The following is a 22,641-nucleotide window of genomic DNA, read 5'->3' as shown; positions in this document are numbered from 1 at the left end:
TTTGGATTTTAAAGTTTTAGATAGCTAATTGAGATATAAAACTTCAACTTTCAAAAAATTGACTATTATATACTAATCACTTTCACCAGTCTCACCCAGCAAATTAAATCCTCCTTTAACAATAACCTGATCGCTATCCTTTAAGTCGCCCATTTCCGTAATGGCGGTATATCCATTATAGCTATCCCCTATACCAACAGCTTTGTTCTCAAAAACATATCCTTCATTCCCTTCCGAGACCAAGGATAAAACATATTGGTTATTATCCTGAACAATAAAACTCTCATTGGGCAACGCATTAATGCTCTGATTAGAGGTAATAATAGCTGCTTCCACAAACATACCAACGGCAAAATTGTGGTTTTCATCATCGTGCAAGTGCCCGTGTACTTTTACCGTTCTACTGTCCGCATCAATGGAGGTCCCCACCAAATATACCTCGGCGTCATAATATTCCTCTGAAGCCTCCGAAATCTTAAAACGTATTTTTTGATCTTTTTTGACATTCATAATATCCTTTTCAAAGACGGACAATTCCAAGTGGATATGGTCTGTGTTTACTATTTCCATAATTTCATCGGCAGGGGAAACATACATACCCTTACTAACATTCACTTTGGTTATACTGCCATCTATTGGGGCAAAAATGGTTGCCTCTGATGCCAAAATTCCCTTTTCAACATTTTCGGGAGATATATTTAACATTTTTAATTTTTGTCGTAATCCGTTGTATCTGGCAAGATTGCGTTTGTATTCGCTCTCTGCCTTCAAGAAATTCTTTTGTGAAGTTATCTGCTCGGCAACAAGACTTTTTTGACGTTCAAATTCTGATTTAAGAAAACTAAGCTGTTCAAAGCTTTCCTGATAATCCTGTTGCATTTGAACAAATTCGGGATTTTCCAATGTAAGTAGGGGCTGGCCTTTCCTTACCTTATTTCCAACCAAAAGAGGAGTTCTCTTTATATAGCCCCCTACAAAGGCACTTACTATCGCTTTGTTTTGGGGAGGTACGTCTATGGTTCCCGTAACCTCTACCTCCACAGGAAAGTTTTGTTGACTAAGGCGACCCAATTCCATGTTCTCTCCTTTAAATTGGGCTTTAGAAATGTTTATTTTATTGGCCGATAGTTCACTTTCCGCACTATTGCCAGTACCGTTATTTTTTTCGCTTGAATCCCCGCAAGCCGACATTTGAAGAAAAAGAATTGTTACAGGAATTATATATAGTAATCGTGACATAGTATTTATTTTATAAGTTTAAATAATTGATAGCAATGACCGTTTGATTATAGGCATTTAGATTCTCCAGATATGTAAGGGTAATATCATACCCATTTTCCATGCTCTGTATGTATTGAAAAAAGTCTATTTCCCCACTCTGATAGCTGAGGGTCGCGGTTTTTATAATTTCATCAGCAAGACCCTGACCTTCCGTCTCGTAATAGGCAAGCACCTCTTGATACTTTTTTAATTGCCCCTTTAGTGATTCGTATTTAGTCCTTAACTGAACCGTATAATCCTCTGCTTCTGCCCGGGAAACCTCCTTGGCTATTTTGGCTGCCTTAATTTTAGAGGCATTACCACTAAAAAATAACGGAATCTTAATCCCCACTTGAAAACCATAAAGGTTCTCTCCCAAAGTGGAATTGGTTCCTTGGAAATAATTGAAGTTCAGATCCGGCAATAAATGTTGTTGCTCAAGAGTACTTTTGGCTTCGAACATTTTTGTTCTATTTTCAAAAAACGACATCCCCGCATTGTTTTCAATATTCACATCCGTTATCTGAAGTTTTTCCATAGGCATCGTCCTAACCAAAAGGGTAGAATCTGGCTGCACCGTTTTAATGAGTTCTTGATACGCCAAGTTGGCATCTTCAACCGCTTTTTTGTAAAGTGTCTGTAGCTCCCTTTGTTTGGCCTGAGCCGTTATTTTTTCCAAATAATTACTTTCTCCAAGTTCAAACCTGCGTTGGGCGGAATAGGAAAAGCGTTCATACAAGGCGTTTAGTTCACTATAGGTCTTTTCCTTTTGCCTTGCGTATTGCAATCCGTGATAATTGGAAGCCAATTCCTGTTCAAGGATTCTCTTTTTCCGCTCATAACCACTTGTTTCAATAAGATAATTGGCCTTATTCACCCCTTTTTCCGCAAAATAAACGGTTGGAAAAAGGAAGTTCTGTTGTATGCCAAATACCTCCAAGGGCTTATTGTTGAAGGCGATGTTATTTTGATCGTAATGATAGTACAGGTCTGTCTTATCAAAATTGAAGGCACTGCCTATAAGTGCTTTGGATTCATCCACCTTAAGTTTTGATGCCCTTAGGCCGGAATTGTTACTTAAGGCCAAAGCATGTATTTCATCAAAATTGAGTCCCTCTTCCTGTGCCTCAACACCACTCACACCAACGAAGAATAGTATTGCCAAACTTAGGACCTTGACACTGCTCTTAGAGTTGACCGTCTCTTTTCTTGCTTTCAAATGAAAAATAGAGTAGAGTATGGGCAATACCACCAACGTTAATATGGTGGCGGTAATAAGCCCTCCAATAACCACTGTAGCAAGTGGTCTCTGTACCTCTGCGCCCACGTTAGTGGAAATAGCCATAGGAAGGAATCCCAGTGCGGCAGCGGATGCGGTTAGCAATACTGCCCTCAACCGATCTTTTGATCCTTGTATAATAAGTTCGTCCGAATCTTCCATACCTTCATGTTTTAATTCTTTAAAATGTTCTATCAAAACAATTCCATTAAGCACGGCAATCCCGAAAAGGGCTATAAAACCCACTCCGGCAGAGATACTAAATGGCATGTCCCTGACAAACAACAGAAGTATTCCGCCAACGGCCGCCAAAGGAATGGCTGAATAAATAATCAATGCCTCCCTTATGGAACCAAATGCAAAATAGAGCAGTATCAAAATAAGGACCAACGCCACTGGCACTGCAATTTTCAGGCGGTCTTTGGCACTTTGTAAATTTTCGAACTGCCCCCCATAAGTGATGGTGTAGCCGGTAGGTAGTTTTACATTAGTTTCTATCAGCTTTTGAACGTCATCCACTACCGATTGAAGGTCCCTATTCCTAACATTGATCCCCACTACGATCCTGCGTTTAGTATCGTCCCTAGAGATTTTGGCCGCTCCGGTGGTATAGGAAATTTGGGCCAACTCTCCCAAAGGAATCTTACCAGCATTCGGGGTGTCCACATACAAATTCTTTAGATTGGAAATGTCCTGTCTACTTTTTTGATCCAACCTTAGCGTTAGGTCAAATCGCTTTTCTCCTTCAAAGACGCTCCCCAAGTTGGTCCCGGCAAACCCCATGGAAATAAGGCTGTTTAAATCGGCAATGTTAAGTCCATATCTGGCAATCTTTGCCCTGTCAAATTTTACGTTCATTTGCGGAAGTCCAGCAATTTTCTCTACGGTTATGTCTGCTGCACCGTCCACATTCTGAATAAGGTTTTTAATTTCATTACCTTTTTTATTCAGGATTTCCAGGTCGTCCCCGAAAACTTTAATGGCGATATCCGCACGGACCCCGGTAATAAGCTCGTTAAAGCGCATTTCTATGGGCTGGGTAAATTCCACTTCCATACCGGGAATCACTCCCAGAGCCTCCTTGAATTTATCTGCCAATTCATCCTTACTTTCTGCAGACACCCATTCCTTTTTGGATTTCAGGATAATGATAACATCACTCTCCTCCATAGACATTGGGTCTGTGGGGACTTCTGCCGCACCTATTCTGGTAACCACCTGTTTCACCTCTGGGAAATTATCCAGAAGAATCCGTTCTATCTTGGTGGTAATTTCAACAGTTTCGCTCAAAGAGGTCCCTGTTTTTAAAACGGGTTGTATCACAAAGTCCCCCTCGTCCAAGGTAGGCACAAACTCCCCGCCCATAGTGGTAAATAGATATATGGAACCTCCCAATAGCAAGACGGAAATAGCCAACACCAATTTTTTCTTTTTAAGTGCCCAACGAATAATGGGATCATAAGACCTATTAAGAAAATTCATCAGTCGTACCGAAATATTTTTTGGGGAAAGGGTAGATGGTTTTATAAATATGGAGGCGGCCACCGGAACATAGGTAAAACATAGGATCATGGCTCCTATTAAAGCAAAACTAAAGGTAAGCGCCATTGGCTTAAACATTTTTCCTTCAACACCGCTCAATGATAGAATTGGAATAAACACTATTAATATGATCAGCTGGCCAAAAATGGCGGAGTTCATCATTTTGGAAGCGCCATTAAAGGTAATTTCATTTTTTAGGGTCTGTTGTGCCTTAGCACCCAGCAGTTGCAATTCTCCCTTCTTTGCGGTTATTTGAAAGGCAATGAACTCAACAATAATAACTGCGCCATCTATAATGATTCCAAAGTCTATGGCCCCTAGGCTCATAAGGTTGGCATCTACCCCAAAAATATACATTAATGAGAGCGCAAATAATAAACAAAGTGGAATTACCGAAGCTACGACCAAACCTGAACGAAGATTTCCCAGCAACAGCACAACCACAAAAATAACGATCAAGCAGCCCAAAATCAAGTTTTCCGCAACGGTGAAAGTTGTTTTGCCTATAAGCTCGCTACGTTCCAAAAATCCGTTGATAAAAACACCTTCCGGCAAGGTTTTGGAGATGGCGTCTATGCGTTCATGGACAGCTTCAATAACCTTTTTGGAATTGGCATCCTTTAGCATCATTACCTGTCCCAAAACCTTTTCTCCTTCGCCATTTCCGGTAATGGCCCCAAAACGCGTGGCACTGCCGAAACCAACCTCCGCAACATCCTTAATATAAATAGGGAGATTGTTGGTTGATTTAACAACAATGTTTTCAATATCCTTAAGTGAAGTAATAAGCCCTTCGCCCCGAATAAAGTAGGCCTGGTTTACCTTTTCGATATAACCACCGCCCGAAACGCTGTTGTTCTTTTCCAAGGCCGTAAAAATATCGGCAGTGGTAATATTCATGGCGTTCAGCTTTTGAGTGTTTATAGCTACTTCATATTGTTTTAAATAGCCGCCCCAAGTGTTCACTTCGACCACCCCCGGAATTCCGGAAAGTTGCCGCTTAACCACCCAATCCTGAATGGTACGCAGGTCCATGGCAGAATACTTGTCCTTGTACCCGGGCTTGGTGTCCAGAATGTACTGATATATTTCGCCTAGACCAGTGGTGATCGGGCCCATTTGGGGAGTACCGAAACCTGCAGGGATTTTCTCGGAGGCCGATATTAATTTTTCAGAAATTAACTGTCGGGGCAAAAAAGTGCCCATATTGTCCTCAAAAACAATGGTGACCACGGAAAGTCCAAATTTTGACACCGAACGAATTTCAATAACTCCGGGTAAGTTCGCCATTTCCAGTTCCACGGGATAGGTAATGAATTGCTCCATATCCTGGGTTGACAAATTCTGGGAAGTGGTAATTACCTGTACCTGATTATTGGTAACATCGGGAACAGCCCCGATGGGTATCTGGGTTAAGGAATACAGTCCAAAACCTATAATAAATAATGTGAGCAAAAAAACAATTAATTTGTTCTTTACACTGAATTGTATAATGTTGGATAACATAATTCATAGATAAAAAGATTGCAAGCTATTGCAAAACAGCTTGTTAAATAATGATTTAAATCAGTAATGAATTATGTAGTCTTGGGAGGTTGGAAAATATCGGAATTTTCTATTTGGCAATAAGATTCCTGATAAAAAAAGTTTGAAGTGGTATCTGCCACTTGAGGCGTTTTGGGTACCATAAAATCAGCCCCACTCATTACAAAGGCAGTGGAAAAATGGGAACAGGTTTGATGATTGAAGGGCAATTCTTCATGGTCCTTCTGTTCTTCCTTATGTTCCAAATCGTGTTGGGCTTTAAGCTCCCCGTAATGTTTGGAAATAAAAACTAACAAATTATCTCCGTATTTCTGTTTATGGAACTGGGCGTGGGTCAAGAAATCATCCAACTGGGCAACATCTACCATATCCAAATTAAAACTTTGGAACAGCAATAATAAAGACAGCGTTATGGAAAATAATTTGCTCATTTATAGAGTAAAGATATAAAAAAATTAGCTTCCAAATTAGGAGTTCTTATCTTACTTTTTTTGACAAGGCCTATTCAATTACCACCAAGGCCTTGATCAAGGCCTCTTTTTTATGCCTACTCAAAGGAATAACCTGTTCGTTTATTTCAACCGTGGAACCGTTAAAATTCTCAATTTTTTCTAGATTAACGGTATAGGATTTATGGATTCTAAGAAACTTATCCTTGGGCAATTGTTTGGCAAATGCCTTCATGGTAGAAAGTATCAAAGTCTTTTTCTCAGTAGAAACAATTTTCACATAATCTCCATAAGCCTCTATCCACAAAATCTCGTTCAGGAATAATTTCGTTTTCTTAAGGTTACTATTTACATATATATACTCTAGCTCGATCTCCTCCGCGTTTTCAAGTTCATATTTGTTGATCGCCTTTCTAATGGAAACATCGAATCGGGTTTTATCCAATGGTTTCTGCAAATAGTCCGTTACATCGTAATCGAATGCCTTCATAGCATAATTGGGGTTGCCGGAAATAAGTATCACCTGTGGTTTGTGCTCTAGAGATTCCAGCAAATCGAAGCCGTTGAACCCCGGCATTTCAATATCCAGAAAAATTAAATCTATTGTATTACTACCAATGTCATTTTTGGCATCCAACCCATTATCGTATTCATTGATAAGATCGAGCTTGGAATGTTCCTTTATAATCTTGGCAACAGCACGTCGTTGTACGGTAGAGTCGTCTATTAAAATGCATTTTAATTTGGTGCTTTTCATGGTCAGAATTTAAACAAACTACCATTATGTATTAAAGTTGACCAAAGCCCAAGATTGGGGAACAGTCCAAACTTTCCCGCTACCATTTATAACAGGAATATTAACAACTTTAATGCCCATGGTTAGTGTTTGGCATTTTATAAGGAACAAATATACAGTATGTTATACTAAAAATAATTCTAAATTATTATAAATTGCTCAGCCCAAATATAATAGGGCCTAACGCAATATAATGTTCAAAAATATCGATCAAAAAAATGACTTTTAAGTTTCGGAAAATGAAATATCACCCCAAAAAAACAATCCTTTTTATGCTGCTGCCAGGTCAGTCAACTTATCGTGTTTTGATCAAGTAAGTTTAATTTGCCTTGTTGATAATATGTTGGGAATATCTGTTTCTTCTGCCATGCATAGATGTACTAATTAAGATCAAAGAAAAATATCCCAATCAACCTCTGCTAATGATTCAATTACACCTATTGAGTATGTTTTTTTTGAATTATCTTTATGATATCTTTCCCCGAATCCAAACTTGGTAATTGTTACACCATCAAACACACAAATAATTATAAATCAATTCATTAACACAATTAAAATAACCTTTCAATTTAATAAAATATGCCATGCCCGATATTAAATTAAATAGTCCCGCAGAAGATGTTACCACATACATTGCCAATTGTCCGGCAAAAGTGCAGGAGGTTTTGGAAAAATTGCGAAGCACTATACAAAAAGCTGCTCCCGAGGCGGAAGAATTGATCAGTTACAAGATGCCAGCCTATAAATACCATGGTATGTTAGTATACTTCGCTGCATTCAAAAATCATATCGGATTCTATGCCACGCCCACTGGCCATAAAAAATTTGAAAAAGAATTGGCACCGTATAAACAAGGGAAAGGCTCGGTTCAATTTCCGTTAGACCAACCCCTGCCTTTCCCATTAATTGCCAAAATTGTAAAATTCCGTATGCAGGAGAACCTCTTAAACTTTCAAAATAAAGAGAACAGTAAAAGGTGATTTTTTTAGGTGTTGGAAGGAATGCACCCAATGGACTAATCCTTAAAAAATAGGTTCTAAATGTCAAAAGAAATGTTTGGATCCAGAGTACAGGCCCACTTCAATTTCAACAAAAAACTCCAATTTCATACCTTAGTGGCTTCATTTAATTATTGTGGCCACAATATAAAAAGGGAACTTATAACTCCATGGCCCAATGCCATGGTTTTGTTATCTTCCATTTTGTTTTTATTATGACTTTTTAAAGACTAATTTTGGCATATGATGAAAAACTACTTAGTCCATTTTCTTTTGTGTATTTCCATTATTCTAGGCATTGCTTTGCCCACAGAGCTGAGGGCCCAAGAAATTAAGGTGTTTTCAGTTCAAGATTTTGATTTAAACGGACCGGTTAAATCTTGTTTGGTTGCAACCGATTATGGAAAGGAAGAATATACCTTTAACGAAGAGGGTCTTCTAACAAAGGCCGTTACCCGTTATAACGATACGGATTATGATATTACAATTTATAAGTTGAATGGAACGGCACTATTGGAAAAACGGGTAGAAAATTACAGGGACGGTATTTTTGTCAAGAACACCTCCATTGCCAATTTTTATGAATTGGATACCACAGAAGGCAGAAAGATTACCGAAAAAATAATTTCATACAACAAGGAGTTTTTAGATCAATATGAATACAACTATGGAGAGGATGGGAAACTCTCCACCATAAAACGCACCAATGACAGCGGTATTGACGAAACTGCCCTAAAATATGAAGTTTACAAGGGTGAGCTTACCACAACCTATTATTTGAACGATATAATATTTAAATCCATTAGAACCTCAAAAGTAAAAGGGAAAGACAATAGCGTTCAAAAATTAATCCTGACGAAGGAATTTCTTGAAGGATTACCCCAAAAGGCCTTGGAACAAACTTATGATAGCAATAACAAATTAATATCGGAAAAAAAGTTTATTTACAACGATGGCCAAAAAACATTTATTCCCACAGAGAGTACCATATACACTTACAACGACAAGGGAATGCTAGGTTCACTTAAAACGGTAAAGGGCAAATCTGTATCCGTCCAAGAATTCATTTACCAATACGACAGTCATGAATCCGGTAATTGGATCAAACAGATCATTACCCCGGACAACACTTATAAAACCAGAAAAATTAAGTATTACGAAAAAGAACCTATACAGGAAGTCAAGTCGTAAATCTTTCATCATAAAAAATTAACCCCATTCCTCCTTTAGAAGGCCATAGCAGCAGGTATTTCTTTTGTATCCATCCAGCAGGTAAACGTTTTTGCGCAAAATACCTTCCAATTTCGCTCCCAATTTTTCAACTGCTTTGCGGGAACGATTATTGCGCTCGTCAATCCTAAATTCAACCTTTTCAAAATGCATTTCATTAAAAGCGTAATCGAGCATTAGAAGTTTTGCATGACCATTCAGGCCAGTACCTTGAAATTCCCTTCCTATCCATGTGGAGCCTATTTCAAGAACCTTATTTTTTTGATCGATATTCATAAACCGGGTACTGCCCGCATACTTTTTGCTCCTTTTATCATAGATGATGAAGGGCATGGCCAAAAAAATTCTTTCTTTCTCCAAAGCTTGTTCCACATACTTTTTTAGAGCTTCGGGAGTCTCAATATCCGAGGGGGAAAATTGAATGAGTTTTTCCTGACTGGCAATAGGCAGCAAATAATGGTAGTTGCTTAATGAGAGTGGCGCCAATTTCACAAAATCGTTTTCCAGAATAGGGGTAAAACTTTTCATTCCATTAGACTGATTAAAATATCCTTTCTTATTTCATGTCCGCCATCAAATTTAATCAATTCAGCTTTTCCGCTAAATAGTGAGTCCATTTTTTTCGTCTCTTTTATGAGACGGGCTTCCGTTATAAATTCATCCTTATTGCCCAACACCATTTTAATCTTGGCATTTCCGGCAAGTAAAAATTTAAAATCGTCTGGGGTTAGTTCTTCTGGAATACCACCGGCATACAATATCAATTGATCAAGGTTTATTTTACTTTTTGCGGCCCAACGGGTAGCTATGGACACCCCTTGGGAAAACCCCAATACTATTAGCTGGCAATGGGCGGGTATGTTTTCCGAGGCAAAAAGATTATCCATATAATTTAGGACATTCGTCGTTTCCAAAACCGTGTTTTCCTTGGTAAGCCAACTAGCTCCAACATACTTAAAATCCTTGTTTAAATAATATTTTGAGGGGGCTTGTGGCGCAATAATATAATTTTCCTCCTTGGGAAGTTCATTAAAATATTTAATAAAATATCTACTTAAAAATCCAATACCGTGAAATACTACCCATACATTCCTGGTTTTTTCATTTAACGTATTCATGGTACTGTAGGTATTGGCCGTTGTGTATGAAATTTGCTTTTCTTTGGATGCCATAAATTTTGGGATAAGGGATAAAGTAACGCAATTGTTGAATTTCTAATGCTTAATTTTACAAAAAAATAATTCATGAACGAATACAAAGAGAAAATTCTAAAAATTTGTAATGAGTCCAACAAGGCTACCCTAATGGAAACCTTGAATATAGAATATATTGATGTGGGAGAGAATTATTTGGTAGCAAAAATGCCCGTTACCTCGCAGGTACACCAGCCTGATGGAGTTTTACACGGTGGTGCCACTGTAGCTTTGGCAGAAAGTGTAGGAAGTATGGCTTCCCATATTTTTTTGGATACCAAAGAATTTTTTGTTCGTGGTTTGGAAATTTCGGCCAATCATGTCAAGAGCATCAGGGAGGGGGATGTATACGCTAGGGCAGAGGTAGTACATAAAGGCCGTACAACACAAATCTGGGATATTAAAGTAACGGATAAAAACGGGAACCTAATTTCAATTTGCAAACTTACCACCATTGCCTTATCAAAAAAATAGTATGTCCCTAGGTTTTTTCCATCAAATTGAAGAACAGTTTCGTAAAGATCTGCCATTTGTAGCTTATAGAAAACCCAATGAAGTTGAAGTAAAGGTAATTTTTCAAAATGATCGGGAATTAAATTATGTAACCGACTATTCCGAGAGCGGCTTTGTTTTTGCTCCCTTCGATGGGGAAGTTCCTGCTGTGTTAATTAGAAAGGACCAAGCTATTGCTGAAGCCATTGAATTGGAACCGGAATATACCGAAAATCCAATTTTACCCTCATTAAATCAGGACTCCGATAAAGATTTTTACCTCAAGTTAATAGAAAAGGCGATCAATAGCATTGATTCTGGAAGTTTAAAAAAGGTAGTGCTATCCAGAGGTATAGAAGTAGAGACCTCCAAGACACCTTTTGTGATGTTCAGAGAATTGCTGAACCAATATTCAAAGGCTTTTTGTTATATCTGGTTCCACCCTAAAATAGGGCTATGGTTAGGAGCCACTCCCGAAATATTTCTGGAAACGAAAAACAATAAATTTAGGACTATGTCCCTGGCAGGCACCCAATTGTATAAGGTTGGTGAAGCGCCAATTTGGAAAGAAAAAGAACTTGAAGAGCAGGAGATGGTGACCCAATTTATCCATAGCTCTCTGGAAGACAAGGTTTCTTCCCTAGAGGTATCTGAGGCCATGTCCTTTAAAGCGGGTAATCTTTGGCATATAAAAACATCCGTGTCCGGGAATATGAATAATTCGCGACTTGAAGAAATTATAGGAGCCCTACACCCAACGCCGGCGGTTTGTGGACTGCCAAAAAAATCAGCTCTAAAATTTATTTTGGAAAATGAGAATTACGAACGTCAGTTCTATACCGGATTTTTAGGGGAGTTAAATTTTAAGGAAGATATGAGTAGGCCATCCACAAGAAGAAATCAGGAAAACAGGGCCTATAGGACCATAAAGAACAGAACCTCTTTATTTGTGAATTTAAGATGTATGCAGATATTGGGAAATACGGTCAAAGTGTATGTTGGCGGTGGCATAACCAGTAGATCCGTCCCGGAAAAAGAATGGCAGGAGACGAAGGATAAAAGTAGTACCATGTTAAATATAGTTTTAAAGTAAACCAAAAAGCAGCATTGAATTGGTTTTAGAAATACCTGAATTGTAATTTTGCAATAATGAAATATTCCAATATTCCCTCCGCACAGTCACTTGTTCATCATTGCAAAGCAAGGGGCATTAAAAATATAATTATTTCTCCGGGATCCAGAAATGCGCCTTTGACCATAAGTTTTTCGGAAGACCCTTTTTTTAATTGCTATAGTATCGTTGACGAGCGCTGCGCTGCATTTTTTGCGCTCGGCATAGCTCAACAACTAAATCAACCCACAGTGCTTTTATGTACCTCCGGTAGCGCATTATTAAATTATTATCCCGCCATTGCGGAAGCTTTCTATAGCGATATACCCTTAATTGTTATATCGGCGGATAGGCCCTCTTATAAAGTAGATATTGGGGACGGACAGACTATAAGGCAGGAAAATGTGTTTGAGAAGCATATTGGTTATTCGGCAAACCTTAAGCAGGATATTTGTCATGCAACCCATAAAGTCAGGAAATATGACCCGGATCAATTGGCGGAAGATACTGTTGACCAATCCCAAACCCTGGTTCAAAAGTATAATGACAAAATACTTAACAAGGCCTTAAATATAGCCTCTGCCAATAGTGCTCCGGTACATATAAATATTCCTTTTGAAGAGCCTTTGTATGAAACAGTGGAGGAATCCACACTTATGCCACAAATTAGTTTGTTGAAGGACCAGGGGGAAAATAGCCAGGAAGAATGGCAGGAATATGTTCATAGCTGGCAAAATGCTTCCCGAAAAATGGTGTTGGCGGGTGTAAATCCGCCTAACGGGATAGAACAAATGTATTTGGAAATTCTTGCAAAAGATCCAACGGTCGTGGTAATGACAGAATGTACCTCCAACTTATTTCATCCCAACTTTTTCCCCAGTATAGACAGTATCATAGCTCCGATTGAGAAATCTGCGGACAAGGAAGAATTGTTTAAAATGCTACGGCCAGAAATTGTCCTAACGTTTGGGGGACTTATTGTTTCCAAAAAAATAAAAGCATTTTTAAGGGATCATCCTCCCTTAATGCATTGGCATGTAAATCCTAAAAAGGCGTACAATACCTTTTTTTGTCTATCAAAACATTTTAAAACAAGTCCCAATGAACTATTTAAGAACCTTTTGGCAAACACCTCGGTTCAAGAAAGTGACTATTACGACTTTTGGGCAAAAAGGAAAGATCATTACAAGTTAAGAAGAGAACAGTACTTGCTGGAAATACCATTTTCGGACATGTGGGTATTCCATAAGGCCCTGGAAAGCATTCCAAGTAATTATCAACTACAATTATCCAACAGTTCCACTGTTAGATATGCCCAATTATTCGATTTGGAGCCCTCTATCCGCGTTTTTTGCAATAGAGGCACCAGTGGTATAGACGGTAGCACTTCAACAGCTATCGGGGCTTCGATTTATGATAGCAACCCCACATTGTTGATAACGGGCGATTTGAGTTTTCTCTATGACAGTAATGGTTTATGGAATAATTATATTAAGCCTAATTTTAGAATAATAGTTATCAATAATGGCGGCGGAGGCATTTTTAGGATCTTACCGGGCAAAGAGGAAACCGACAATTTTAACACCTTTTTTGAGACAACGCATAAGCTTAAGATACAGTCTATAGCTGACATGTATAACATTGAATTTGAGTCCGTTTCGAATAAAATCGATTTAATTAAGGCTTTGGGTAATTTTTATAAAGAGTCCGAAAAACCAAAAATCCTGGAAATAAAAACCCCAAGAATATTAAATGACAATATTTTGCTTAGTTATTTTGATTTCATATCTTAGAAGGATATTAATCTAATCATTAAGAATATTAATAATTATGAGCAAAAGAGATGAATTAATCGAAAAATACGCTGCAGACATCAAGGACAAATTTGGTGAAACACCTAATATGGATTTATTGAAGAAGGTGACCATCGGATTGGGTCCATCGATATATAACATGGATGCATCAAAAGTGTCCGGATCGGATGATAAAGAATTACAAACGGTTAAAAATAACTTCCTGATTAAAAAACTTGGATTAAAAGATAGCCCGCAATTAATGGATGCTATCAAAACCGTGACAGATAAATACGGTAGTTCTGTGAAGAGTAAGCACAGGGCAGTAGTTTATTATATGTTGGCGAAACACTTTAAAAAGGAGTCCGTATATAAATAATAGTCTCTGTAGTATAATAAATATGAGCCGCCTTTAAAAAGAGCGGCTTTTTTTTATTGAGATTCTTTTTAAACGTATTTTTGCCCCATGATAGCACTTGGAAAATATAACAATTTAGAAATACTTAGGGATACTACTGTAGGTCTCTTTTTAGGAGATGATGAAGGTAATGACGTTTTACTGCCCAATAAGTATGTACCAGAAGAATTTGAGATCGGAGACCACCTAGATGTATTTTGCTATCTGGACCATGAAGAGCGAATTGTGGCAACCACATTGGTGCCTTTTGTGACCGTTGAACAGTTTCAATTGCTCCAGGTTGCAGAAGTAAATGAATACGGCGCGTTTATGGACTGGGGGCTGGAAAAGCATTTGTTGGTTCCTTTTAGGGAACAACGCAATAAAATGCAAGAAGGTCAATGGTACGTTGTATACTGCTATTTGGATGAAAAAACGGATAGATTGGTAGCTTCCAACAAACTGGATAAATTTTTGTCCAATGATGAATTAACAGTGCAAGCACTGGACCAGGTGGATCTTGTGGTTACCAGACTGACCGATTTAGGCTGGGAGGTGATTATCAACCATAAGCACAAAGGATTGGTCTACTCCAATGAAATTTTCAAAAAAGTAGCCGTTGGGGACAAACTGAAAGGATATATTAAGAATATAAGACCGGATAACAAGATAGATGTTAGCTTACAACCTATTGGATACCAAAGTTTAGAGCCGGCGGCGAACCTAATTTATGACAAACTTGTTTCCAATGGTGGGGTCTTAAATTTGCACGACAAATCCGACCCTGAGGATATCAAACGAATGTTGCGGATGAGCAAGAAGACTTTTAAAAAGGGAATAGGAGCCCTGTACAAGGAACGCAAAATAGAAATTAGGCCAGATAGTATTAAGTTGCTATAATCGACTTGCTTTAAATAACAGTCTTTAAATTAATGGTGTCCAAATATTTAAGGATTTTAGTTTCAATTATTTGCCGTTTTGCAACAAAAACCATTACTTTTACAACAACCATGTTTGAAAACATAAATAGTCGATTTATTTTTACTAATTTTAGTACTCATCCCCTAAACAATTAAGACTATGCCATTCATAGAGGAAAGTGATTTATTGGAATTGCATAAAGACATAGACAAGGCTCAAATTATAAATGAGCGTCTATTGGATCAAATAAAATACAAGAACAAAGAATTAAAGCGCAGTAAGATACAACGCAATCTATTTGGCAGTATTACCGTGCTTTTTTTAATTGGCACCCTGGCCATTTTCTCGTACAATGCGGGATTTATCAGGTCTTCCAATTATGAAAATAGGAATAACATGGGCAATAACCTGTTGGTGTCCATAGATAGCCTTGAGGTAATAAAGGCCAGAATAGATAATCTTAAGGAGCAAAACGAAGAACTTAGTTTGGTGAAGGAGTTTTATTTGGCCAAAAAGTTTCTGGATAAAGAAAAAATTTATTCAGTACAGGTTAAATCCTTTGTAGACAACAACATAACACTTGCTTCAGAATCACTTAACAATACGATATTTGTAAAAACCAATCCCTTTTATTCCTACTCCCTAGGAAATTTTGAAACCTTGGAAGAGGCCAGATCTTTTAGGTTCCAATTGGTGAAAATGGGTTTTGAGGATGCATTCGTAGCTTCCTATAAAGAAGGAAAGCGTTTAGAAATAGAAGACCCATATTAAATTGCCTAAAATTAAAGCATGGATTAGTGCGGCTCGTTTGAGGACACTCCCTCTTTCGTTGTCCGGAATAATTATGGGTACAGCACTTGGAAGCATGTACAGCCAATTTCGTTGGGACATTTTTGTATTTGCACTATTAACCACCGTCGGATTCCAGATTACTTCAAATTTTGCCAATGATTATGGCGATGGTGTTAAAGGCACCGATAATGAAAATAGGGTAGGACCCAAGCGCGCCCTGCAAAGCGGACAGTTGTCCCGGAACGAGCTTAAAATGGGGATTATTATTTCGATCGCTATATGTATCCTCTTCACAGTAGCCCTTTTATATTTCTCATTTGGCACCGAGAACCTTCTTTTCACCATAATCTTCGGAGCACTTGGAATTCTAAGTATATGGGCAGCCATAAAATATACCGTTGGATCATCGGCCTATGGATATAAAGGCTTAGGGGATTTGTTCGTATTTCTCTTTTTTGGCCTGCTAGGGGTAATGGGCTCCATGTTTCTTTATACCAAAGCGCTTTATACAGTGACTATTTTCCCAGCAGTGGCAATAGGCCTTTTGAGTACAGGGGTACTTAATCTTAACAATTTAAGGGACTATGAGTCCGATAAGAAATCCAGTAAAAACACCCTTATAGTAAAGATGGGCATTAAAAACGGAAAAATATACCACGTTTTCCTCATCATAATTAGTTTTATAAGCATGTTGGCCTTTACCTACATCCATTACGATAATTGGAAAAATACTATCCATTTGGTGGCATTTGTACCTATATTTATGCATTTAAACAAAATGTGGAAACTTAAGAATACGGTTCTACTGGATCCCGAATTGAAAAAGCTGGCATTGAGTACTTTTTTATTGTCGATTCTGTTTTATTTTAGTTTTAATAATTTTTCGTAATTTTGAGATAATAACCAATCAAATAAATACACTTTGGAACAACCAATTAGAATTCTTATTGTAGAGGACAACGTGATTATTGCTGATGATATGCAATCTATGTTGGAAGAGATTGGATACGAAATCGTGGACAATGTTATTGTTTACGAGCAAGCAGTTGAAGTCTTAAAAAACAAGGAAGTTGACCTTGTATTGATCGACATAATCTTAGCCTCCGATAAAACCGGAATTGATTTGGGCAAGCACATTAGGGAAAACTATAATATCCCCTTTATATTTGTAACGTCCAATTCCGATCGTGCCACCGTTGAAAATGCCAAGACCGTAAAGCCCAATGGTTATTTGGTCAAGCCATTTGAGCAGCAGGATTTATACACCTCCATTGAAATTGCGCTATCCAACTTTACTTCCGTGAAGAACAATGGGTCATCGGAAAGTCAGGAAGAGGAAGATGACAGACTAATGTCCAACAAGGTATTAAAGGATTCCATTTTCGTTAAAAAACAACATTTGTATTATAGAATCCAATTTGGGGATATACAGTTTATCAAAGCGGATAACGTTTATTTAGAGGTAAATACAGTAGATAAAAAGTTTTTGGTTCGATCTCCGCTCAAGGATTATTTGGAGAAACTACCGCAACAAAAGTTTTACAGGGCACATAAATCCTATATTGTTAACGTAGATCATATTGATGCCATTAACTCCAAGGATATCTTAATTAACAATACGCTTATTCCTATTTCCAAGGAATTCAAGGAATTTATTATTTCAGCAATGAATTCGTAACGAATAATTTTATACAAGAATACAAAGGTGCTTCAAGGCACCTTTTTTTATTACTACAACCTTTTACTCCATAGATTTAATCTTAAACTAAAGTGGAAATAACTTCGATAAGGGTGTCCTGGTATTAAAGCAGAAACCCTGGCAAAAAGCCGGGGTTCTTTATACTATCGTCTTTCAACGGGCCTGTGGCTTTCGAAATACGGGTCTCACAAATAAAATTTAAAGTAGTTATTTAATCATACAGTACCTTTTACATTAAATTAAAGTGGCAGAATACTCCATTTCCCTCAATTTGGACAAAGCCTCCGATTTTGAGTTTACATTTAATTTCAGGTATATATTCTGTATATGAAAATTTACGGTACTCGGGGTAACAAATAAATTATCCGCAATTGTCTTATAAGTAGCTCCCTGACATAAATAATCAATAATCTGATTTTCCCTTTCAGAAAAAGAAGCATACGATTTTCTTTGGAACATAGAAATTATTTTCTTGGCTATATCGTTGCTTATGGTAGCACCTTCATACTTAATTGCATTCAGGGCATGGTACAAACTCTTTATGCCAACAGGCTTGGAAAGATAACCATTTGCCATATTTTTGAAGGCCTTTTTTACGATACCAAAATCACTTTGGCCACTTATCATAATAATTTTAACTTCAGGATCTTTTTTACGAAAGTGTCCAATACCTTCAATACCACAGCCATCCGGCATAGTAACTTCAGAAGCAATAATATCGGGCCGAACATTGTCGTAATCCAATAGCGCTTCCTTTACCGAAACATATATTCCTACAAGTGAATATTCCTCATAAGTTTCGAAATAATATTTGTAGGCATCGTGGAACGACAGGTCATTGTCTATAACAATAATTTTTAGAACGTTAGGTTTCATATCTTTTGGGGTTTGGGGGTATTTCTTTATGCTTTTATGCCAATAATAATCAAGTATTATGCTCAGAATTGATAACCACTTGATCCAAGTTAAGAACTATTGTTCCTAGAAGTGGAAAAGAAATATTTTGCTGGCTGTAATGCCGTTATAATTCCTTTGTTTTCTAAATTGGTAAGGGTAGGTTTTCATGCTTTGGTGATTTGGGATGTAATTAATATTTACTCTATTTCTGTTTTATGCTTTTATTGGAAAATATGGAACATGCAGCTAAACTTCATATTAAGACTGTAGGTAAATCTTAAACGATATGCTTTATCTTCCAATTCTTATTTTTAAAACTTAAAATTATGTTAATAAAATTTAAATATAGATATAAAATCTTGAACCTCCATAAAAAAACGATGTATTTTCCTACAAAATAAAATTGTAAGGGAGATTATGAATTATTAATAAAAATTAACCTATTTCACTGAATTATTATAACTACAATTGTATGTTGCTCACAGCCAAACCAATAGAATATATTACTCAAATTGGAAGCCCAAGGGATTCAAAATTTATCAATTAGGCTATGTATCTGAAGGGTAGGAGCTGAGTATATTAATACACCAATAGTACACCACAAAATTTTCGATAAAATTTGCAAACCCTCTGTTTGTGTAGACTATCTATACACTACAGTCCTTCCAATTAGATTTTGACCTATTCAAAACGGTCAATTAGCTCATCCCCATCTTCATATAAGTTCTCGGCGGTTGCCGTGTTGTTATTGACCTTCATAATCCATTTTTCATTTAGATACTTACCATCCAAATCCGTGGTATAAGCCATTTCCGCCTCGTTTTTCTTATTGTAATCTGCCAAATACACATAATACAGGCCATTTTCCTTATTGAAAAATTGCTTGGCACTTATACCCTTGTGTTTTAGGTCGCTTATAAAGGAATCCACGTTTTCTTTATTCTTATAAACGTTGGCAATCAAATAATAACCTGTCTTTACCCCGGCTATGCCCGATTGCTGCTCCATCCTTATGGGTAATTTGGCATAATCTTTATTCTCGATTGGTAATTTGGAGTAATCCTTATTCTCAGCATTATTAATTCGGTATATGGTTTTTTCTTGTATATCGGTAACAGCAGTTTCGTATTGTTCACTATTTAATTTCTGAAGGTCGGTTTTCATATTCTGCTTTATTTCGTCTTTTAGTATTCGTACCAACATATCGAACCTCTTATCTATTTCCCTCTTGTTTGCAGATTCCAACGAGTCCTGTCTTAGTATAAGTCCATCCAATATTAACCGGTTTTCATAGGCAAGAGTATTTTGGCACCCTTCACTTTTGTCCACGTTGTCGGCATTGGCGGTATTAACAGTAAGGTTTATTATGTGATCTTTGGAGTCATCATTTTTGGCGTATTGATTTTTAAGCAACTCCTTTAAGAGCAAGTGATTTTGGTATGCCAATGCACTCTGACATTCGCAATTGCTATTGCTACCATTATCATCGCCAGAACCCAACCTTAACATATCGTTCCTGGAGCCCGCGTTAACGGTATAATCATCAATTACTTCTGAATATTCAGAATCACTTAATTTTATGTTTTGATCCCTTCGCTGTATTTCAGCTTTCAATTTCTTAATCTCTTTCTCATAGTTCTTGACTACTGGGTCCGATTTTCTCTTCTTAGTTTTACTTGAGGTGGGTTTTCTATAGGTCGAATTTACTATTGGTCTCCTGGTATCTCCAAAGTCATTTTTAAACGTGTATGCCAAGGATAGTTCGTGGTTCCAACCAAGGCTGGCACCGTATTTTAAAAAATTCTTTTCAAATACATATCCAAGGGTCATCTTTTTTCCAAGATTAAATCCCAGACCTACAGACAGGCCGTACCTATCATCAAGGGTAGACTGTAGCCACCCATAATCCGGTAAGTCCAACAATACCGATCCCGCTATAGAAAAATTCTCCTGATCATCCCTATGGACCTGTAACAACGGCATAATCCTACCATTGGTAAACAATCCTCTCCTGGCGTCTAGCTCATGTGTATATTGGAGCGAAGCTTTTAGGGTTTTGTCGCTAAAATCCGTGATAACACTATTGGTCGTTTGATTATAACTAATGAGGTCTTGGGCATACAGGCCAAAATCGAACTGACCTATGGAGAGTACGGCCCCAGGCTGAAGTGCCAATCTAGTCTCTTTTCTGGCATCCAATATTTCCGGGTCGTTTTCTGAAGCTATAATCCTGTTTTTATCTATTCCTGCATTGAGATAGGTGATATTGGTTCCGAAACTTAAATTACTATTCCGACCTAATTGTACCGAAGTGGCATAATTGGCGTTTATTCCAAATTCCTGCATAACACCCGCCCGATTGGTATAAATACCAATTCCCATGGCGGTATTATCGTTTAATTTGTTGCCAAATCCCAGAAAATAATTTTGATTATTGTCGTTAAAGGTGGCATACTGATTTTGGTGTAGAATATTAACATAGGATTTGTTTTCCCTTACCAGTGAAAAAGCAGGATGAATTAAAAACCTATTGAAGACCAATTGGTTGTGATAGGAGGTAGAGGAATTGAAATCGGAATTGGCTTCTTGACAAAGCACGGCATCATTGCAGAGTACAATGCAAAATAATATTAGGAGTAATACCTTCTTAAAAATGGCACCTCTGCAGTTCATCCAAGGGGAAAAATTTATGTTAATCCGATTATAATTAGTTTCTTATAATCATATAGTGCGTGTCTCTCGCTAAACTTGGATCATTTATCTTAAGTTGACCGCAAACCTGGTCGGGGCTTTAGAAAAATTCAATTGAAATGGTCCAAAAAAATATAGAGGACCAAATTACAAATATGTAAGTAAATTCCTACTGTTAATTTATCACAGTATTACTCCTGTACAATTTATCCGATGCTTACTAATTGATAAAAGCCTTACTCTTCAAAAACAGTATTTGAGTAATTAATTTGCGCCTTGTCATCAATACTTTCCAAAATATTGAATTGCCTTTTCTCCAACAACCTGTCCCTTTTCTCTTTGGAGTAGGTGAATGCCACCCTTTGTGGATTACTTTTGCTTTCACCTCTATTGGACATAACGTACCCCATTCCGTTATTACCGGTTAGTAAAATTGAAAAGTCATCTTCAACACTATTGATATCGGTTCCAAGATTAACGGAAGTCCCCACCTTCCTTTGATCAACCTGAACCATGTACACATCCAGTCCACCAAAACCTTTTCTTCCTTCCGAAGCAAAGACCAGGGAGGAGCCTCCTATTATTTTTGGATAAAGATCGTTATCGTCCGTGTTTACCTTTTGACCTAAATTTTTAGCTACACTAAAAGATCCGTCGTTTTGAATGTCTGCTACGTAGATATCATATTTCCCAAAAGTACCGGGCATATTGGAGGCAAAGAACAATCTTCTTCCATCCGGAGAAACGGTAGGGTGGATGGCCGAATAATGCTGTGGTGCCAATGCAACTTCTTTTATGTTCTGCCATTCGCCATTTACCTTATTGGCCTTGAATATTCTGTGAACCAATTCTTTTTTTGAAAAGACCCCATACAAAGGTTTTGTATATACGGCCTTACTAAAATAGGCGGTACGGCCATCTTCGGTGATTGCAATTGGCGCATTATAGGCAAATTTAAACTTTTCCTTATCCTCAATATCAGACACCAACTCATTTTCCAATCCCAGATCTTCCAAAGTCAGTTCCCCGGACACCACTGGTTCTTGGGGCTGTTGAAAGTTGAAATCCCTATATTTGCCCACTTTTTCAGGATGATTGATATTTTCTACAGGGGCGCGTTTTATTTGATAGTCCCCTTTAATTTGGGCCAGCCAATCCTTATCTTCGGAAGTACTTTCCACAACTGTGGATCTAATTTTTTTTAGTGCGAAAAGATATCGTTCATAATAACTTGCCTTTGCTGTAGAATTGGTATTTGTATCTATTAACTTGGTATACCAAAATATAGCTTCCTCATAATTTTCGACCAAAAAGTTGGCGTTGCCAAGGTCCTCGAATATTTCGTTTTCCTTATAACCCAGTTTTAGAAGTTGTTGGTACTTGTCAGCTCTTTTGCTGTTTTCGTTACCATTGGACTGGCTGTAGGTAGAAACCTTGGATTCTTGGGCGGACAAAGAACAGAAGAATAACGTAATAATGCAGCCAAGTATCCCTTTAGTGCTATTGGATAGGTTCATATTATTAGATATTGGGGTGTTAAACTAGACAAAGGTCTA

Annotated in this window: 19 protein-coding genes; 10 read left to right on the top strand and 9 right to left on the bottom strand. The window is 37.6% G+C overall.

Annotation, left to right across the window (positions count from 1 at the left end; translation table 11 throughout):
- Positions 1 to 72 precede the first annotated feature (72 nt).
- From KO529_RS13070 to KO529_RS13055, 4 genes are all read right to left on the bottom strand, one after another.
- Positions 73 to 1,239 (bottom strand): efflux RND transporter periplasmic adaptor subunit, encoded by a 1,167-nt coding sequence (locus KO529_RS13070; RefSeq protein WP_215948319.1) that lies wholly within the window; start codon positions 1,237 to 1,239, stop codon positions 73 to 75.
- Between the two features lie 10 nt (positions 1,240 to 1,249).
- Positions 1,250 to 5,587 (bottom strand): CusA/CzcA family heavy metal efflux RND transporter, encoded by a 4,338-nt coding sequence (locus KO529_RS13065; RefSeq protein WP_215948318.1) that lies wholly within the window; start codon positions 5,585 to 5,587, stop codon positions 1,250 to 1,252.
- A 71-nt stretch (positions 5,588 to 5,658) separates the two neighbouring features.
- A complete protein-coding gene (locus KO529_RS13060; RefSeq protein ID WP_215948317.1) occupies positions 5,659 to 6,057 on the bottom strand; it encodes a hypothetical protein in 399 nt (132 codons plus the stop codon).
- 70 nt (positions 6,058 to 6,127) lie between these two features.
- Entirely contained in the window at positions 6,128 to 6,832 is a 705-nt protein-coding gene (locus tag KO529_RS13055; protein WP_215948316.1) for a LytR/AlgR family response regulator transcription factor, read from the bottom strand.
- Positions 6,833 to 7,455: 623 nt separating this feature from the next.
- Between KO529_RS13055 and KO529_RS13050 the strand changes: the two genes are divergently transcribed.
- Both KO529_RS13050 and KO529_RS13045 read left to right on the top strand, forming a co-directional pair.
- The gene (locus tag KO529_RS13050; protein ID WP_215948315.1) at positions 7,456 to 7,851 is read left to right on the top strand and encodes an iron chaperone; all 396 of its coding nucleotides are present in this window, start codon (positions 7,456 to 7,458) and stop codon (positions 7,849 to 7,851) included.
- A gap of 261 nt (positions 7,852 to 8,112) precedes the next feature.
- A complete protein-coding gene (locus KO529_RS13045) occupies positions 8,113 to 9,060 on the top strand; it encodes a hypothetical protein (protein WP_215948314.1) in 948 nt (315 codons plus the stop codon).
- Between the two features lie 18 nt (positions 9,061 to 9,078).
- Here the strand turns inward: KO529_RS13045 and KO529_RS13040 are convergent, their stop codons facing one another.
- A complete protein-coding gene (locus KO529_RS13040; RefSeq protein WP_215948313.1) occupies positions 9,079 to 9,627 on the bottom strand; it encodes a GNAT family N-acetyltransferase in 549 nt (182 codons plus the stop codon).
- Entirely contained in the window at positions 9,624 to 10,271 is a 648-nt protein-coding gene (locus KO529_RS13035; protein WP_215948312.1) for an alpha/beta hydrolase, read from the bottom strand. Before KO529_RS13035 ends, KO529_RS13040 begins: the two co-directional genes overlap by 4 nt.
- A gap of 72 nt (positions 10,272 to 10,343) precedes the next feature.
- Here KO529_RS13035 and KO529_RS13030 point away from each other — a divergent pair, with 72 nt between their 5' ends.
- The 8 genes from KO529_RS13030 (at position 10,344) to KO529_RS12995 (ending at position 17,476) form a co-directional block, all read left to right on the top strand.
- Positions 10,344 to 10,766 (top strand): PaaI family thioesterase, encoded by a 423-nt coding sequence (locus KO529_RS13030; RefSeq protein WP_215948311.1) that lies wholly within the window; start codon positions 10,344 to 10,346, stop codon positions 10,764 to 10,766.
- A gap of 1 nt (position 10,767) precedes the next feature.
- Positions 10,768 to 11,877, top strand: coding sequence for a chorismate-binding protein (locus KO529_RS13025; protein ID WP_215948310.1), 1,110 nt, complete (start codon positions 10,768 to 10,770; stop codon positions 11,875 to 11,877).
- A 56-nt stretch (positions 11,878 to 11,933) separates the two neighbouring features.
- Positions 11,934 to 13,688: a 2-succinyl-5-enolpyruvyl-6-hydroxy-3-cyclohexene-1-carboxylic-acid synthase gene (gene menD / locus KO529_RS13020; RefSeq protein ID WP_215948309.1), complete on the top strand. Its 1,755-nt coding sequence runs from the start codon at positions 11,934 to 11,936 to the stop codon at positions 13,686 to 13,688.
- 37 nt (positions 13,689 to 13,725) lie between these two features.
- Complete coding sequence (locus KO529_RS13015; protein WP_215948308.1) at positions 13,726 to 14,067, top strand: DUF2853 family protein; 342 nt, start codon at positions 13,726 to 13,728, stop codon at positions 14,065 to 14,067.
- 87 nt (positions 14,068 to 14,154) lie between these two features.
- Positions 14,155 to 14,985 carry a CvfB family protein gene (locus KO529_RS13010; protein WP_215948307.1) on the top strand — a complete coding sequence of 277 codons (831 nt, stop codon included), beginning with the start codon at positions 14,155 to 14,157 and terminating at the stop codon, positions 14,983 to 14,985.
- Between the two features lie 180 nt (positions 14,986 to 15,165).
- A complete protein-coding gene (locus tag KO529_RS13005; protein ID WP_215948306.1) occupies positions 15,166 to 15,777 on the top strand; it encodes an SPOR domain-containing protein in 612 nt (203 codons plus the stop codon).
- A 73-nt stretch (positions 15,778 to 15,850) separates the two neighbouring features.
- On the top strand, positions 15,851 to 16,687 hold the full coding sequence (gene menA / locus KO529_RS13000) for a 1,4-dihydroxy-2-naphthoate octaprenyltransferase (protein ID WP_436835202.1): 837 nt from the start codon (positions 15,851 to 15,853) through the stop codon (positions 16,685 to 16,687).
- 33 nt (positions 16,688 to 16,720) lie between these two features.
- Positions 16,721 to 17,476 carry a LytR/AlgR family response regulator transcription factor gene (locus tag KO529_RS12995; RefSeq protein WP_215948304.1) on the top strand — a complete coding sequence of 252 codons (756 nt, stop codon included), beginning with the start codon at positions 16,721 to 16,723 and terminating at the stop codon, positions 17,474 to 17,476.
- A gap of 255 nt (positions 17,477 to 17,731) precedes the next feature.
- Here KO529_RS12995 and KO529_RS12990 read toward each other — a convergent pair whose 3' ends face one another.
- The 3 genes from KO529_RS12990 to KO529_RS12980 form a co-directional block, all read right to left on the bottom strand.
- Entirely contained in the window at positions 17,732 to 18,373 is a 642-nt protein-coding gene (locus tag KO529_RS12990) for a response regulator transcription factor (protein WP_215948303.1), read from the bottom strand.
- Positions 18,374 to 19,075: 702 nt separating this feature from the next.
- Complete coding sequence (locus KO529_RS12985) at positions 19,076 to 21,067, bottom strand: PorP/SprF family type IX secretion system membrane protein (protein ID WP_215948302.1); 1,992 nt, start codon at positions 21,065 to 21,067, stop codon at positions 19,076 to 19,078.
- Positions 21,068 to 21,321: 254 nt separating this feature from the next.
- A complete protein-coding gene (locus KO529_RS12980; RefSeq protein WP_215948301.1) occupies positions 21,322 to 22,602 on the bottom strand; it encodes a TolB family protein in 1,281 nt (426 codons plus the stop codon).
- Positions 22,603 to 22,641 lie beyond the last annotated feature (39 nt).

The organism is Arenibacter algicola (assembly GCF_018860365.1).
GTDB lineage: Bacteria > Bacteroidota > Bacteroidia > Flavobacteriales > Flavobacteriaceae > Arenibacter > Arenibacter algicola_B.
The sequence above is the reverse complement of the archived record's forward strand: the minus strand, read 5'-3'. Positions and strand labels throughout refer to the sequence as shown.

Coding starts and splice junctions, on each gene's coding strand:
- KO529_RS13060 (WP_215948317.1), bottom strand. CDS start 6,057: ATGAGCAAATTATTTTCCATAACGCTGTCTTTATTATTGCTGTTCCAA.
- KO529_RS12990 (WP_215948303.1), bottom strand. CDS start 18,373: ATGAAACCTAACGTTCTAAAAATTATTGTTATAGACAATGACCTGTCG.
- KO529_RS13005 (WP_215948306.1), top strand. CDS start 15,166: ATGCCATTCATAGAGGAAAGTGATTTATTGGAATTGCATAAAGACATA.
- KO529_RS13030 (WP_215948311.1), top strand. CDS start 10,344: ATGAACGAATACAAAGAGAAAATTCTAAAAATTTGTAATGAGTCCAAC.
- KO529_RS13040 (WP_215948313.1), bottom strand. CDS start 9,627: ATGAAAAGTTTTACCCCTATTCTGGAAAACGATTTTGTGAAATTGGCG.
- KO529_RS13065 (WP_215948318.1), bottom strand. CDS start 5,587: ATGTTATCCAACATTATACAATTCAGTGTAAAGAACAAATTAATTGTT.
- KO529_RS13025 (WP_215948310.1), top strand. CDS start 10,768: ATGTCCCTAGGTTTTTTCCATCAAATTGAAGAACAGTTTCGTAAAGAT.
- menD (WP_215948309.1), top strand. CDS start 11,934: ATGAAATATTCCAATATTCCCTCCGCACAGTCACTTGTTCATCATTGC.
- menA (WP_436835202.1), top strand. CDS start 15,851: ATGGGTACAGCACTTGGAAGCATGTACAGCCAATTTCGTTGGGACATT.
- KO529_RS13055 (WP_215948316.1), bottom strand. CDS start 6,832: ATGAAAAGCACCAAATTAAAATGCATTTTAATAGACGACTCTACCGTA.
- KO529_RS13035 (WP_215948312.1), bottom strand. CDS start 10,271: ATGGCATCCAAAGAAAAGCAAATTTCATACACAACGGCCAATACCTAC.
- KO529_RS13045 (WP_215948314.1), top strand. CDS start 8,113: ATGATGAAAAACTACTTAGTCCATTTTCTTTTGTGTATTTCCATTATT.
- KO529_RS13070 (WP_215948319.1), bottom strand. CDS start 1,239: ATGTCACGATTACTATATATAATTCCTGTAACAATTCTTTTTCTTCAA.
- KO529_RS12980 (WP_215948301.1), bottom strand. CDS start 22,602: ATGAACCTATCCAATAGCACTAAAGGGATACTTGGCTGCATTATTACG.
- KO529_RS13050 (WP_215948315.1), top strand. CDS start 7,456: ATGCCCGATATTAAATTAAATAGTCCCGCAGAAGATGTTACCACATAC.
- KO529_RS13015 (WP_215948308.1), top strand. CDS start 13,726: ATGAGCAAAAGAGATGAATTAATCGAAAAATACGCTGCAGACATCAAG.
- KO529_RS12985 (WP_215948302.1), bottom strand. CDS start 21,067: ATGAACTGCAGAGGTGCCATTTTTAAGAAGGTATTACTCCTAATATTA.
- KO529_RS13010 (WP_215948307.1), top strand. CDS start 14,155: ATGATAGCACTTGGAAAATATAACAATTTAGAAATACTTAGGGATACT.